Source organism: Winogradskyella sp. R77965 (assembly GCF_044594915.1).
Lineage (GTDB): Bacteria > Bacteroidota > Bacteroidia > Flavobacteriales > Flavobacteriaceae > Winogradskyella.
In genome coordinates, this window is record NZ_CP138990.1 from 184,803 (window position 1) to 198,434 (window position 13,632).

The following is a 13,632-nucleotide window of genomic DNA, read 5'->3' on the forward strand; positions in this document are numbered from 1 at the left end:
GCTATCCCTCATAATGACCAAAAAAAAAGGAATACATTTCGAAGTATCTGAACGTAAGATTCTACTTAGAATTGTTGACATATTCATGGTATTCCTAGGTGTTTATGTCTTAGGACTTTTTTTTGATTTCGAATACCTTCAAGTCAATATGGATAATATTATCGCGCTGATTCTCTTGGCGGTATATATTACAATTTTTGGTACTATCTTCGAGCTATACGATCTTCAAAAGGCCAGTAGATTTGACACTACTTTTAGAAACGTTGTTGTCGCTACCTCTATAGTTGTATTATTTTACCTTTTAACACCAGTTCTGTCTCCTTATTTACCAGTTGAACGAATTCAGATAGTCTATTTTTATATGACTATTATTTTATCGATTCTTTTATGGCGAACGATTTATATAAATCTAATAGAGTCTCCACGTTTTTATAAGAGAGTTCTTTTAGTAGGTGAAGTTTCTAATATAGATGGATTATTGAATGCACTAGATTCTTCAGATCCTAATTATAAAATAGTTGGTTTTATTAATAGTGAAGTATCTACTCCCGAATCCGTAAAATATAAAGGATTAAAAGAATTTAAGGCTAAAGAGTTTTTAGATACAATTGAAAAAGAAAAAATATCTGAAGTGTTAGTTGCAAGTTTTAATACAGAAGCCATCATGGTAGAAGTCTACCATAATTTAATGCTATTATTAGAGCGAGGTTTTAAGATTAGAGATTATAGTCAAGTTTACGAAGAGCAACTTCATAAAGTACCAATTCAATTTGTAGGTAAAGACTTTTATAAATACTTTCCTTTCAGCAGAAGCAATGAAAATAAATTATATATCTTCTTTCAACGTACTTCCGACATCATTTTTTCAATTATTGGTCTAGTTCTTGGCTTATTACTAGTACCTTTTATATTAATCGGAAATTTATTTGGCAATAAAGGACCCTTATTTTATTCGCAAGAACGCGTTGGTAAAAACAGTAAGCCTTTTAGAATACTTAAACTTAGAACTATGATTGTTAATGCCGAGACAGATGGAGTAAAATGGGCTAAAAAAGATGACAAAAGAGTTACATCATTTGGTAAGTTTTTGAGACGCTCCCGAATAGATGAGATTCCACAATTTTATAATGTTTTAAAAGGGGATATGAGCCTAATCGGACCAAGGCCAGAACGCCCTTTCTTTGTTAATGAATTATCTCGAATCATACCTTTCTATGAAACTCGCCATATTATAAAACCAGGACTTACAGGATGGGCACAAGTTAAAACAAGATATGGTTCTTCCGTGGAAGATAGCTTAACCAAACTTCAATACGATTTATTCTATATCAAACACAGAAGTATATTCTTAGATATTAGTATTTTTATAAAGACCTTTAGTACTATTTTGTACTATAGAGGGCAGTAAAATTAACTTTCTCTAAAATACCTTAAAAGGTATAAGTATCTTATTATTAAAGCTATTAGAACTGGTATTAACCCTATGGCATATACTTGTACTCCAATAATCCAGTGTAGTGTTAACAAACAACTCATAATAATTGAAAACTTTAAATAACCTTTAAACCAGTTTTTTATTCGATTTCTCATTAACTGACCAAGAACAAGTACATTTAATGGAAAAGCCCATAGGAGGTTATAATTATATGCTGTAGCGGTATGATCCGTAGCAAACCAAAGTAATAAAAGTAATACACCAACAAGACCAGTGGTAGCAAATAATATAATATCTAACCATTTACTTCTTGTATTATTTTTGTAGTCTTTAAAAGTTATAAATAGTATTAGCAGTGCTAGCAATCCCATTACCATTAGTGGGCTTATGATAAAATTTGATGACAGATTTCTTTCCTTTCCCTGAAAAATTATAGATGAACTTTTTACTAAAGATTCTGAAGAATTGAGTTTTGCACTCCCAAAAAACGTATGAATATATCTAGGTAAAAACATATGTTCAGTTGCAGTGGCTTGTCTATCAATGACTGAACCAAGTGCAATATCAATTCCAAAACTTCCCCAAGTATTTATACCTACATGCTCATGGATGAGTTCTCTAAACGTTTTTGGCTCGAAATTTTTTGGTAGGATAAATTCGATATTGTTATTAGATGAGACTTTTGCAACATCTCTAATCCGTGTAGCACAGTTATCATAGAAGAAATCGTATAAATATCTTCTGTTCTCAGGTCTATAGTTGTTTTCTAAATATTCAAATAATTTTTGTTTTTCTTTTGTTGAGAGATTTAAAATTTGTTCTTCAATAGTGCGATTAGTTCTCGTTGTATAGTAATAATGAAAATCTGAAAAGTTAATTCTATCAATAAGATAATTTAGCTTTCCTTGAGCAAATTTTAAATAGAAATTTGGAGCTTCAAAATCGTATCCACCGTAACCATAAGTTACATCAATCCCCAGACTTCTATCTTGTATTCTAAAAGCATTATGACCAAAAGCGTCATTTAAAGATTCACCTGGCCCAATAGTTAGGACAGATATTTTTGATTCTGGTGATAATTGAAATTCCTGAGCCGATGATATCGTAACAGTAAGAAAGAAAATAAAAGAGAGGAATTTTAGTTTCATATACATCGCTATCTAAAGACACTAAAGTCAATTTTTAATGAAAAAACGTTAGAATATAAAGCGGCACTCTGGTCACCAATATCTGTAAAGGCATAATCTATCTGAATACCTTTGTACTTAAAACCAACACCAAAGTTGGGCTGAAAAGAGACTTGTTCAGAATTATCTATTTGTATCTCATTCTGAAAATTACCAGCTCCGGCCCTTAAAAAAACCAAATCGGTATAACCAAACTCAAACCCTAATGCTGGATTAATACTTGCAAAAGATGTTGATATAATGTCATTATTCTGAGCAAACCTCACATTTAAATTTGCTGCTGCTAAAAGCGAATAATCATAATTGAAAATCCATTTTTTAGACATGCCTAATTGTAATTTTGGTATTGTTATTTCTGTAGTCTCTGGCAATTCTTGGTTTTCTCCTTCAACGGCACCGCTAATTTGTTCAAATTTATCTTCGTCTATAGACCATGCATTAAATGTCGTAGTGATATCTCTAGCCATTAAACCAAATTTCCAATTGTTTTTGCCTTCAAATTGAATTCCTGCGTCGAGTCCAAAACCCCATGAAGATGCAAAATCACCAATAATTCTACGAATGATTTTTGCATTGACACCAAAATTGAGACCATCTAAAGGTAATTTTCTGGCGTAAGAAAAAGTTAAGCCATAATCTGCAGTAGAGAATGTACTGATTCTATCGTAATTAATATTGCCTTGATCATCTATTAATTGTGTTGTATCTAAAATATCATCTACACCAAATCTAATAAGTGAAATCCCAACAGCACTCTTATCGTCTAAAGGCATTCCGTAAGCGATATAATTATAGTTTGCAATATTAGCAAAATAGCTACTATGCATTAACGCAAGCTGGTTGTCTTCAAGGTGCACTAATCCTGCTGGATTCCAATATCCAGAATTTACGTCAGAGGTTTGTGACACAACAGCGTTACTCATACCTAAAGCGGCAGCATCAACACCAATATTCATAAATTCATTAGAATATTTTCTTGCGGTTTGAGCCGAAGCGATAAGCGTAGTAAGTGTTAAGAGAATTACATAGTAATTTTTCAACAGCAAAATTTTTACAAAGATGCACAATATTTTTCTATCTATTTAACTGTAAAAGTGGGTTCTTATTGTTTTCTTTTATGGCAATTTCAAAAAATAATAAGTATAGACTCAAATACTTTTCTATTTTTACAAAAATTAAGTTTATGAGTTTAAAACGACATATTCCTAATATCGTAACCCTTCTCAATTTATTTGCAGGTTGTATAGCTGTAATTTTTGCGGTTTACGGCAATTTTGTCGTTGCTGCATTATTTGTTTTTTTAGGTATATTTTTCGATTTTTTTGATGGTCTTTTGGCGCGTAAACTTAATGTACAAAGTCCACTCGGTATTCAGTTAGATTCATTAGCTGATTTGGTAACAAGTGGAGTAGTGCCAGGGATTATTATGTTGAAATTGATAGCATTGTCAGTTGGAGTCAATGATTTTGTGACTTTTGAAGAAAGCTGGACTGAAACTATGAAATGGACTTCAGTTAAAGTTTCTTATCTACCATTAATAGGCTTACTAATTCCATTAGCTTCAGCCTATCGCTTGGCAAAATTTAATATAGACGAAGACCAGCAAACTTACTTTAAAGGATTGCCAGTACCAGCAAATACTTTATTGATTCTGTCTTTACCTTTAATTTTAGAATATCAGGATAATGATATAATGAATTCTATAATAATTAATAAGTGGTTCTTAATTGTCTTAACTCTTACTAGCTGTTATTTATTAAATTCTAATATAAAATTGTTTGCACTAAAATTTAAAGACTGGAGTTTTAAGAAGAATGCAACGCGTTATATCTTTTTAATTATAAGTATTGTAATGCTTATAATCCTTCAATTTGCAGCAATTCCGTTAGTTGTTGCATTATACATTATACTATCGTTTTTAGATAGAAAACATATTCACTAATATTTATTACTAATAATTACTAAACTATGGCTGAAGTTCTTTTTACATTATTAATGCTTGTATTGCTCCAAGCAGTTTTAGGATTTGATAATTTGCTTTACATCTCCTTAGAATCTAAAAAAGCACCTTTAGATCAGCAAAAGCGAGTCAGAAAAATAGGTATTCTAATTGCAATTGTACTTAGAATTGTTCTTCTGTTCGTTTTGGTATCTGTAATCGAATATTTTCAAGAACCATTCTCATTCTTATCAGGCGAAATTGAAAATGTCTTTAAATTTGCTTTTAATGGACATAGTATCATTGTGTTAGTTGGTGGTGGATTTATTATTTATACTGCAATAAAAGAGATTTGGCATATGATTTCTACTTCAGACTTAAATCATGATATTGAAGGAGATACAAAGCGCAAAAAATCAGCCAATGCTGCGATTGTAAGTATTGTGATTATGAATTTGGTTTTTTCTTTCGATTCTATTTTAGCAGCCATAGGCTTAACCAGTGAAATAGAAAATTCGACAACAGCATTTATAGTTATGGCAATAGCTATTGTGGCGAGTGGTTTATTGATGTTGTTAATGGCAGATAGAATTTCTGTATTCTTAGCTAAAAATAGAATGTACGAAGTGCTAGGATTATTTATTTTATTTATAGTTGGTATAATGTTAGTTACCGAAGGAGGTCACTTAGCACATCTTAAAATCTTTGGAAACGAGATTGTACCAATGAGTAAAACGACCTTTTATTTTGTTATTGTAGTATTGGTAATTGTTGATATCGTGCAAGGTCGCTATCAGAAAAAGTTAATAAGAGAAGAAATTAGTGACAATAATTCAGAATAATTATATGAAGGATATTAAATTCCCAATAAAATTTAGTTTCAATATCACAACCTTATCAAATGATTTTACTGCAACTGACGTTGCTGGTAGAACTGTGGCCTACGTTAAACAAAAGATGTTTAAGCTAAAGGAGGATATTAGCATTTTTGATAATCAGAATAAAACAAACCTCAATTATAAAATTAATGCAGATAAATGGATAGATTTTTCAGCGGCCTATAGTTTTAAAGATTCAGAGGGAAAAGAAATTGGGAAAATTGCAAGAAAAGGATGGGCTTCTATATGGAAAGCACATTACGAACTTATAGATCAGCATCAAAAATTACAATACCACATTAGAGAAGAAAATGCTTGGGTTAAAGTATTGGATTCTGTTTTAGGTCAAATACCAATTCTTGGTGGTTTTACAGGGTATTTGTTTAATCCATCTTACGTAGTTACTGATTTAAAAGGTCAAAGTATTGTTAGAATGAAAAAAGAGCCATCATTCTTCGGTAGAAAATTTGAACTTAAAGAGTTAAAACCTATCGACCAAGATGATAAAGAGAGAATTATTCTTGGTTTTATGATGATGGTTTTATTAGAAAGACGACGTGGTTAGTTCTGTCATTCCTGCGAAGGCAGGAATCCACTTTTATTCTTCAAATATTTTAAGTTCATGTCCTAGACTAATATTATTAACCTTATCAATTTTTGAATTGTTTAAGTAGAATATTTTCCAATCTTTATTAGCTCCAAATGTAGTGCGTTGGTATGTATGATGGTCGTTTTTTTGATAATTTACAGGAAAATAAGGCCTAATGTGTTTTGGGAATTGAAACGTGCCTTTTTTCGTTTTTCTTTCATAAAATGGTGAAGTAGGTATTAAAACACCATTCTCGTCAGCTGGTCCTAAGTTTAATAAGGATATAAAACAACCAGTTTTTGATAAGTACATTTGATGAGCTTCTAAGTTTATTTTTAATTTATCAGTTTTCTCATTAAATAGTACCGTAATATTTTCTGTCTTTATATTATTACCAGGACGTCCATTATCATCTTCATAAAAATTAATTTTATATAGAGTGGAAAAAGGATGCCGCTTTAAAATCTGTTTTCTTGGTCCTTTTAAATCCATTGTCTTATTATAAGACGGAATAGTTATAGATTTTAATTGAACATCATTATCATTAAACCTATTTTCTATAAAACATGCAATTTCATTACCAATTGGATTTCTATAAGAGTTTAAATAATCCTTATCATTAATTGGTTTTGTTTTTTGTGTTTTAAATTTCCGCTGAGTATTATCTAATATCACTTCTTCTAGTTGAGTGTTTTCAGGATTCAAAAAGATAACTTGATTTATAATTGAATCCGAAATAACAGTTTTTGTTTTATATCCAATAGCTGATAAATTCATTTTGTCAGCTGTTATGAGATTTAAGTTAAACTGTCCATTTTCATTAGTGTAAATTCCATCATTATCTCCAAATGAAATATTCACATAAGAAATAGGTTGCTCTGTTACTTTATCATTAACGGTAATAAGAGTTTGACTTTTATCAATACTAGAATTGACTAGAAAGCATAACGATAGAATAAGTAATTTGAAATTCATTTATTTAGTATCTGAATGCATTAAATTATTGATTACTATCTTTAAAATTTTGTCTATGCTTATGTTTTACAACGATATAGCTTGAAGAGAAAGCTATTAAAATTCTAATTTCTTCTTTCGAAGCTCAAAATTCTGACCTAAATAAACCTTACGTACCATTTCGTCACTTGCTAACTCTTCAGGTTTACCAGCTTTAAGAATGTTACCTTCAAACATTAGATAGGTTCTATCAGTAATCGCTAAGGTTTCTTGTACGTTATGGTCGGTAATTAAAATGCCGATATTCTTTTTAGTGAGTTTTGCGATAATTCGCTGAATATCTTCTACAGCTACTGGATCAACACCTGCAAAGGGTTCATCTAAAAGTATAAAATTAGGGTCTGTTGCTAGAGCACGAGCAATTTCTGTTCGTCGGCGTTCTCCACCAGACAATAAATCACCACGATTGGTTCTAATATGCCCTAAACCAAATTCTTCAATAAGGGACTCCATTTTGTCTTCCTGTTCTTTCTTACTCAATTTTGTAAGTTGCAAAACACTCAGAATATTATCTTCAATACTCAATTTTCTAAATACAGAGGCTTCTTGTGCTAAATAGCCAATACCGTTTTGAGCACGTTTGTACATCGGATATTTAGTGATGTTGGTGTCGTCTAAGAAGATATTTCCGCCGTTAGGTTTAATAATGCCAACAATCATGTAGAATGAAGTTGTTTTGCCAGCACCATTAGGTCCAAGCAAACCAACAATCTCTCCCTGGTTAACTTCTAAGGAAACATCCTTTACTACTTTTCGACCACTATAGGCCTTCATTAAATGTTCTGCTCGTAACTTCATATCTTTTCTAAGAACGCTCAATTTAATAAAATCATACAGATTCTATTCGCTTTGACGGTCATTTATAAAAAGTTTAACCTTGCGAATGGTGCTCCTCTAAAGCTTCCCAATATTCGTGAGCACGTCTCAAATGCGGAATAACGATGGTGCCACCTACTAAAGTAGCAATACCTAGTGCTTCACTAACTTCTTCTTTAGATAAACCTTCTTTATACGAAGATTCTAAATGATATTTCACACAGTCATCGCATCGTAATACAGTTGAAGCCACTAATCCTAGCAACTCTTTAGTTTTTTTGTCTAAAGCACCTTCTTGAAAAGCATTGGTATCTAGATTAAAAATGCGTTTTATAATTTTATTATTGTCAGCTAAAATTTTATCATTCATTTTAGCTCGATAATCATTGAATTCTTTTACTGTATTAGACATAGATTAAGACTTAACTTTTGATTTTTTTCTGTTTTGATTTCTAAGTACTACTTTAGAAATATAAATGCTTACTTGATATAATATTAAAATTGGTACTGCTACTATTACTTGACTTGCAATATCAGGCGGAGTAATTACGGCTGATAAAATCAAAACTATGACTAGAGCATATTTTCTGTATTTTCTCAAAAATTTTGGAGTTACAAGTCCAATTTTAGTTAAGAAGTATATCAGTATTGGTAATTCAAAAACAAAACCAGCAGCTAAAGAAGATGATCTTACAATAGAATTATAAGAACTTAAATCGAAAGCATTTGAGACTTCTTCTGCAAAGGTATAATTAGTTAAAAAGTTTAGCGACAAAGGTGTTATTACATAATATCCAAAAGCAACACCTAAAAAGAAAAGTAGAGATGCTATTAATATGAACCCTCTAGAGCTCTTACGCTCGTTATCTTGTAAACCTGGACTGATAAAACTCCACAATTGGTATAATACATAAGGAAAAGCGATTACTAAACCAGCATAAATGGATGTCCAAATATGTGCAGAAAATTGACCACCAACTGATCTAACTTCAATTACAAATGGTAGTTCGTTAGCACAAAACGACATATCCATACCAAGAAACTTTGAAGCATTACAAAGCGCGACATATGTTGGAAAATTCATATGTTTTGGTGCCATTATAATTCCAACAATGAAATCTTTAAAAATAAAAGCTAAAGTAGCTGCTATAACTACACTAGCTACAGCTCTTATTAAATGCCATCTTAAATCTTCAAGATGATCTAAAAAAGACATCTCATCAATATTCTTTTTTACCATTATATAATGCCTTCTTTTATTAAATCATGAAGATGAACCACTCCAGAATATTTACCATCATGCTCTACCAATAATTGAGAAATACCAAATTCTTCCATAACCTCTTTAGCATCAACCGCCATAGCATCCTCAGCAATACGTCTTGGGTTATTACTCATTATGTCTTTTGCTTTTAAACCAGTGATATCATTACTTTTACTTAGCATACGTCTTAAATCTCCATCCGTAATAATACCAACAATCTTGTCATTATCAACTACGGCTGTTACACCTAACATCTTTTCAGTAATTTCTACAATTACTTCTTTTAAACTGGCGTCTAAGCCAACTTGAGGTTTTAAGTTTTGAGAAGATAAATCATTAACTCTAAGGTATAAGCGTTTGCCAAGTGCTCCTCCAGGATGATATTTTGCAAAATCTTTGCTAGAAAATCCTCGTAATTCTAGTAAGCAAATAGCCAAAGCATCTCCCATTACAAGTTGCGCAGTGGTACTGGTCGTTGGAGCCAAATTATTTGGACAGGCTTCTTGTTCGACAAAAGTATTAAGCACATAATCGGCTTGCTTTCCTAAGAACGATTTATTGTTGCCAGTAATTGCAATCATTTTATTCTTAGCATTTTTAATAAGCGGCACTAAAACTTTTATTTCTGGAGTATTTCCGCTTTTAGAAATACAGATGACAACATCATCTTTAAGAATTAATCCAAGATCTCCATGAATAGCATCTGCTGCATGCATAAAAATTGCTGGTGTACCAGTAGAATTCAAAGTCGCTACTATTTTATTGGCAATAATGGCACTTTTGCCAATACCAGTAATAATAACACGTCCTTTAGAGTTATAGATTAATTCTACAGCCTTGGCAAAATCTTCAGTTAGTAATTCTGATAAATGATTTATGGCTTTGCTCTCTAATTTTATGGTGCTTTTTGCAGTGTTTAAAATGGAATGCGTGGTGTTCAAAACTTATTTTTTATTGAGTTTTTTAGATATAAAGAATTTGTTATCTTTAAGCTTATTGCAAAAGTACATGAATTTTTTCATTAGGAAATTTTAAAAAGCCTAATGAAAGAAATTTATGGCCTAATAAAATGGTTAATGATGTGAAACTAAATTTTGCATTTTTCAAGGCGAAAATTTAGTTTTTACAGAATAAATATATATAAAATAGTAATAGGGATTAATGAGTATTGCAGAAATTGACTTACACGCTTCACTAAAAAAATACTTTGGATTTTCAGGATTTAAAGGTCTTCAAGAAGAAGTTATAGAAAACGTCGTAGAAGGAAATAACACGTTTGTTATTATGCCTACTGGTGGTGGTAAATCATTATGTTATCAACTACCAGCTTTAATTAAAGAAGGTACAGCTATTGTGGTGTCTCCACTTATAGCTTTAATGAAAAATCAGGTGGATGCTATTAGGGCCGTGTCTGAACACGAAGGTGTTGCGCACGTTTTAAATTCGTCTTTAAATAAGACTGAAGTAAAACGTGTTAAAGATGATATTACTAGTGGGATTACCAAATTACTTTATGTAGCTCCTGAGTCCTTGACAAAAGAAGAATATGTAGAGTTCTTAAGAACAGTCAAAATTTCTTTTATGGCTGTTGATGAAGCACATTGTATTAGTGAATGGGGGCACGATTTTAGACCAGAGTATAGAAATCTTAAAACGATTATTAAACGCATTGGAGACGATATTCCTATTGTTGGATTAACTGCCACTGCAACTCCAAAGGTGCAAGAAGATATTTTAAAGAGCTTGGGAATGCCAGATGCGGTGACTTTTAAAGCCTCATTTAACAGACCAAACTTATATTATGAGGTACGACCAAAAACTAAGAATGTAGATGCAGATATTATTCGTTTTGTGAAACAGAATGAAGGGAAATCTGGTATCGTCTACTGTTTAAGTCGCAAACGTGTAGAGGAATTAGCACAAGCACTTCAGGTTAATGGAATAAAGGCAGTGCCTTATCATGCAGGCTTAGATGCCAAAACAAGAGTAAAACATCAAGATATGTTCCTAATGGAAGATACAGATGTAGTCGTTGCAACTATTGCCTTTGGAATGGGAATTGACAAACCAGATGTACGTTTTGTGATTCATCACGATATTCCTAAAAGTATAGAAAGCTATTATCAAGAAACAGGGCGCGCAGGACGTGATGGAGGTGAAGGACACTGTTTAGCATATTACGCTTATAAAGATATTGAGAAACTTGAAAAATTTATGTCTGGGAAACCTGTTGCTGAACAAGAAATTGGGCATGCGCTGTTACAAGAAGTAGTTGCTTTTGCCGAAACTTCAGTCTCTAGACGTAAATTTATACTTCATTATTTTGGAGAAGAATTCGACAATGAAACAGGTGAAGGTGGTGATATGGACGATAACGTCCGTAATCCTAAAAAACAAGTTGAAGCTAAGGATGATGTTAAAACACTTTTAGAAACTGTACAAAAAACCAATGAAAAGTATAAATCTAAAGATTTAGTTCAGGTGTTGGTAGGAGAAGCAAATGCCCTTATCTCTTCGCACAAAACTGACACTCAAGATTTCTTTGGAGTTGGTAAAGATAAAGATAAACGCTATTGGATGGCACTTATCCGACAGGTGCTTGTTGCTGGATACTTAAAGAAAGACATTGAAACTTATGGTGTCCTAAGGTTAAGCCCTAGCGGAAACGATTTTATTAAGAAACCAGAATCATTTATGATGGCAGAAGACCATGTGTTTGATGAAGGTTCTAATGACGGAATTGTTACCAATACTAAAGGTGGAGGTGGAGTTGCAGACGAAAAATTGATGGTAATGCTCAAAGATTTGCGTAAGCGTAACGCTAAAAGTTTGGGTGTACCACCATTTGTTATTTTTCAGGATCCTTCTCTAGAGGATATGGCACTAAAGTACCCTATAACCATTGAAGAACTTTCTAACGTACATGGTGTAGGTGAAAGTAAAGCAAAAAAGTATGGAAACGATTTTGTTGCTTTAATTGCTGATTATGCAGAAGATAATGATATTATGCGACCAGATGATATGGTTGTAAAATCCACAGGGTCGAATTCTGCACTAAAGCTTTACATTATTCAAAACGTAGATAGAAAACTACGACTAGACGAGCTTGCTTCAGCCAAAGGTATGGAAATGCCCAATTTTATAAAAGAGATGGAGTCAATTGTGTTTTCTGGAACTAAGTTAAATATCAATTACTGGATTGATGAGATTTTAGACGAAGATCAACAAGAAGAAATTCATGATTACTTTATGGAATCTGAAAGTGATAAAATTGATGATGCTATTGAAGAATTTGATGGTGATTATGATGATGAAGAGCTACGATTGTATCGTATAAAGTTTATGAGTGAGGTGGCAAATTAAAAAAACTGAGTTTTATCAATAATGTTTACATGGTTAACCCTAATAAACTAAAAGACTCCAGTATAGAGCTTCTTGAATTATCTACTGATTTATATCTTTTACTAGTTCCAGGATATAGATTCAGATGGAATGTAGTTACCTTTCTTCGTTATTTGTTATTCGGAGGTGCTATTGCAATTACAGGATTTTTATTAAGCAAAGCATCTGAAACGGTTTCTATTGTGCTTTTAAGTCTTATTCTTATCCTTACTATAATTTTTACTATTGTATTTCATACTAAAACTAAAATTCAATTTTCTAAAGAATATATTAAGGTGCGATATGGTTTGCTACCATATGTTAGAAAACGTAAAACAAAGAACTTTAAGCACGTAAAGGTAGAATATAATGATCCTGCTTCTAATGATGGTGCAAGCGGAGGTTTTCATTATGTTGTAATGGTCTTTTCCAATCAGTTGAATATTAAAATTATGATTGATCAATTAACAAGACAAGAAAGAGATTTTCTAACAGGAAGGTTGAATTATTTAAAGTCTAAATTTGTTAACGATCAATATATTGTATAATACTATATTGGATATTATTCCTCTTCATCAGAAACAACATATTTAGTAAATAAAATATCATGGTTTTTAACTTTCAACTGAATACTTTTTAGTGTTGCAGTTTCCAATTGTTTAATATCACTTTCTTCAACCTGAAAATCAATCTTTGTAACACTTCTACCTTTAATATCAGAATGATCAGATTCAAATTCTAATGAGTCAGAATCTAATTCTAATTTAAAGTTCTCACCAATAAAAAAAAGTTTAGCGCCTGTCTTAGATTTTACGTGTAATTGACCAACTATAACGGTTTGGAAGAACAAATAACCACCTAATTCATTCAATCCAGCAAAAAGCACATTATTTTCAGCAACTCCATAGGGTTTATTTTGAACGTCGTTTATAATGGCTTCAACAGTATCATCAGATTGTGATTTTGCTTCAGATGTTTTAGATCCAAAAAGTTTTGATAAAGAAAATCCCATGAAATTTTAATTTAGGCAAAACTAGCTTTTATAAATCAATTCTCAATAAAACTTCTTTTCAATTTGTGCAATAAACATATTAGATTTTTTGGGATAACTTGAACTTTAATTATTTTT

14 protein-coding genes are annotated in these 13,632 nt (G+C 31.7%); 6 read left to right on the top strand and 8 right to left on the bottom strand.

Annotated elements, in window-relative coordinates; all coding sequences use genetic code 11:
- Positions 1-13: 13 nt before the first annotated feature.
- Positions 14-1,408 carry an exopolysaccharide biosynthesis polyprenyl glycosylphosphotransferase gene (locus tag SJY34_RS00865; protein WP_400078021.1) on the top strand — a complete coding sequence of 465 codons (1,395 nt, stop codon included), beginning with the start codon at positions 14-16 and terminating at the stop codon, positions 1,406-1,408.
- Between the two features lie 2 nt (positions 1,409-1,410).
- Here SJY34_RS00865 and SJY34_RS00870 read toward each other — a convergent pair whose 3' ends face one another.
- Positions 1,411-2,583: a DUF4105 domain-containing protein gene (locus tag SJY34_RS00870; protein WP_400078023.1), complete on the bottom strand. Its 1,173-nt coding sequence runs from the start codon at positions 2,581-2,583 to the stop codon at positions 1,411-1,413.
- 8 nt (positions 2,584-2,591) lie between these two features.
- Complete coding sequence (locus SJY34_RS00875; protein WP_400078025.1) at positions 2,592-3,662, bottom strand: PorV/PorQ family protein; 1,071 nt, start codon at positions 3,660-3,662, stop codon at positions 2,592-2,594.
- 143 nt (positions 3,663-3,805) lie between these two features.
- Between SJY34_RS00875 and SJY34_RS00880 the strand changes: the two genes are divergently transcribed.
- The 3 genes from SJY34_RS00880 to SJY34_RS00890 are packed head-to-tail and all read left to right on the top strand — an operon-like array spanning position 3,806 to position 6,004.
- Positions 3,806-4,564 (top strand): CDP-alcohol phosphatidyltransferase family protein, encoded by a 759-nt coding sequence (locus tag SJY34_RS00880; RefSeq protein ID WP_400078027.1) that lies wholly within the window; start codon positions 3,806-3,808, stop codon positions 4,562-4,564.
- Between the two features lie 26 nt (positions 4,565-4,590).
- Complete coding sequence (locus SJY34_RS00885) at positions 4,591-5,403, top strand: TerC family protein (protein ID WP_400078029.1); 813 nt, start codon at positions 4,591-4,593, stop codon at positions 5,401-5,403.
- 4 nt (positions 5,404-5,407) lie between these two features.
- On the top strand, positions 5,408-6,004 hold the full coding sequence (locus SJY34_RS00890) for a hypothetical protein (protein ID WP_400078031.1): 597 nt from the start codon (positions 5,408-5,410) through the stop codon (positions 6,002-6,004).
- Between the two features lie 33 nt (positions 6,005-6,037).
- On the opposite strand, the gene SJY34_RS00895 is transcribed toward SJY34_RS00890, so the two are convergent.
- From SJY34_RS00895 to SJY34_RS00915, 5 genes are all read right to left on the bottom strand, one after another.
- Positions 6,038-7,003 carry a carboxypeptidase-like regulatory domain-containing protein gene (locus tag SJY34_RS00895; protein ID WP_400078033.1) on the bottom strand — a complete coding sequence of 322 codons (966 nt, stop codon included), beginning with the start codon at positions 7,001-7,003 and terminating at the stop codon, positions 6,038-6,040.
- A 96-nt stretch (positions 7,004-7,099) separates the two neighbouring features.
- The gene (gene lptB / locus SJY34_RS00900; RefSeq protein WP_400078035.1) at positions 7,100-7,840 is read right to left on the bottom strand and encodes an LPS export ABC transporter ATP-binding protein; all 741 of its coding nucleotides are present in this window, start codon (positions 7,838-7,840) and stop codon (positions 7,100-7,102) included.
- Between the two features lie 73 nt (positions 7,841-7,913).
- Positions 7,914-8,270, bottom strand: a complete 357-nt coding sequence (locus SJY34_RS00905; protein ID WP_400078037.1) for a carboxymuconolactone decarboxylase family protein — start codon at positions 8,268-8,270, stop codon at positions 7,914-7,916.
- 3 nt (positions 8,271-8,273) lie between these two features.
- Positions 8,274-9,098 (bottom strand): twin-arginine translocase subunit TatC, encoded by an 825-nt coding sequence (gene tatC, locus SJY34_RS00910; protein ID WP_400078038.1) that lies wholly within the window; start codon positions 9,096-9,098, stop codon positions 8,274-8,276.
- The gene (locus SJY34_RS00915; RefSeq protein WP_400078040.1) at positions 9,098-10,063 is read right to left on the bottom strand and encodes an SIS domain-containing protein; all 966 of its coding nucleotides are present in this window, start codon (positions 10,061-10,063) and stop codon (positions 9,098-9,100) included. The genes tatC and SJY34_RS00915 overlap by 1 nt, the downstream gene beginning before the upstream one ends.
- 220 nt (positions 10,064-10,283) lie before the next feature.
- Between SJY34_RS00915 and recQ the strand changes: the two genes are divergently transcribed.
- Together recQ and SJY34_RS00925 are read left to right on the top strand one after the other, a co-directional pair.
- Positions 10,284-12,485, top strand: a complete 2,202-nt coding sequence (gene recQ / locus SJY34_RS00920; RefSeq protein ID WP_400078042.1) for a DNA helicase RecQ — start codon at positions 10,284-10,286, stop codon at positions 12,483-12,485.
- Between the two features lie 29 nt (positions 12,486-12,514).
- Complete coding sequence (locus SJY34_RS00925; protein ID WP_400078044.1) at positions 12,515-13,051, top strand: hypothetical protein; 537 nt, start codon at positions 12,515-12,517, stop codon at positions 13,049-13,051.
- 14 nt (positions 13,052-13,065) lie between these two features.
- On the opposite strand, the gene SJY34_RS00930 is transcribed toward SJY34_RS00925, so the two are convergent.
- Complete coding sequence (locus tag SJY34_RS00930) at positions 13,066-13,515, bottom strand: hypothetical protein (RefSeq protein WP_400078046.1); 450 nt, start codon at positions 13,513-13,515, stop codon at positions 13,066-13,068.
- Between the last annotated feature and the right edge of the window lie 117 nt (positions 13,516-13,632).

What these genes read in the sequence shown, in the direction of transcription:
- SJY34_RS00865 (WP_400078021.1), top strand. Translation starts at nt 14, where the DNA reads ATGACCAAAAAAAAAGGAATACATTTCGAAGTATCTGAACGTAAGATT.
- SJY34_RS00870 (WP_400078023.1), bottom strand. Translation starts at nt 2,583, where the DNA reads ATGAAACTAAAATTCCTCTCTTTTATTTTCTTTCTTACTGTTACGATA.
- SJY34_RS00880 (WP_400078027.1), top strand. Translation starts at nt 3,806, where the DNA reads ATGAGTTTAAAACGACATATTCCTAATATCGTAACCCTTCTCAATTTA.
- SJY34_RS00885 (WP_400078029.1), top strand. Translation starts at nt 4,591, where the DNA reads ATGGCTGAAGTTCTTTTTACATTATTAATGCTTGTATTGCTCCAAGCA.
- SJY34_RS00890 (WP_400078031.1), top strand. Translation starts at nt 5,408, where the DNA reads ATGAAGGATATTAAATTCCCAATAAAATTTAGTTTCAATATCACAACC.
- SJY34_RS00895 (WP_400078033.1), bottom strand. Translation starts at nt 7,003, where the DNA reads ATGAATTTCAAATTACTTATTCTATCGTTATGCTTTCTAGTCAATTCT.
- lptB (WP_400078035.1), bottom strand. Translation starts at nt 7,840, where the DNA reads ATGAAGTTACGAGCAGAACATTTAATGAAGGCCTATAGTGGTCGAAAA.
- SJY34_RS00905 (WP_400078037.1), bottom strand. Translation starts at nt 8,270, where the DNA reads ATGTCTAATACAGTAAAAGAATTCAATGATTATCGAGCTAAAATGAAT.
- tatC (WP_400078038.1), bottom strand. Translation starts at nt 9,098, where the DNA reads ATGGTAAAAAAGAATATTGATGAGATGTCTTTTTTAGATCATCTTGAA.
- recQ (WP_400078042.1), top strand. Translation starts at nt 10,284, where the DNA reads ATGAGTATTGCAGAAATTGACTTACACGCTTCACTAAAAAAATACTTT.
- SJY34_RS00925 (WP_400078044.1), top strand. Translation starts at nt 12,515, where the DNA reads ATGGTTAACCCTAATAAACTAAAAGACTCCAGTATAGAGCTTCTTGAA.
- SJY34_RS00930 (WP_400078046.1), bottom strand. Translation starts at nt 13,515, where the DNA reads ATGGGATTTTCTTTATCAAAACTTTTTGGATCTAAAACATCTGAAGCA.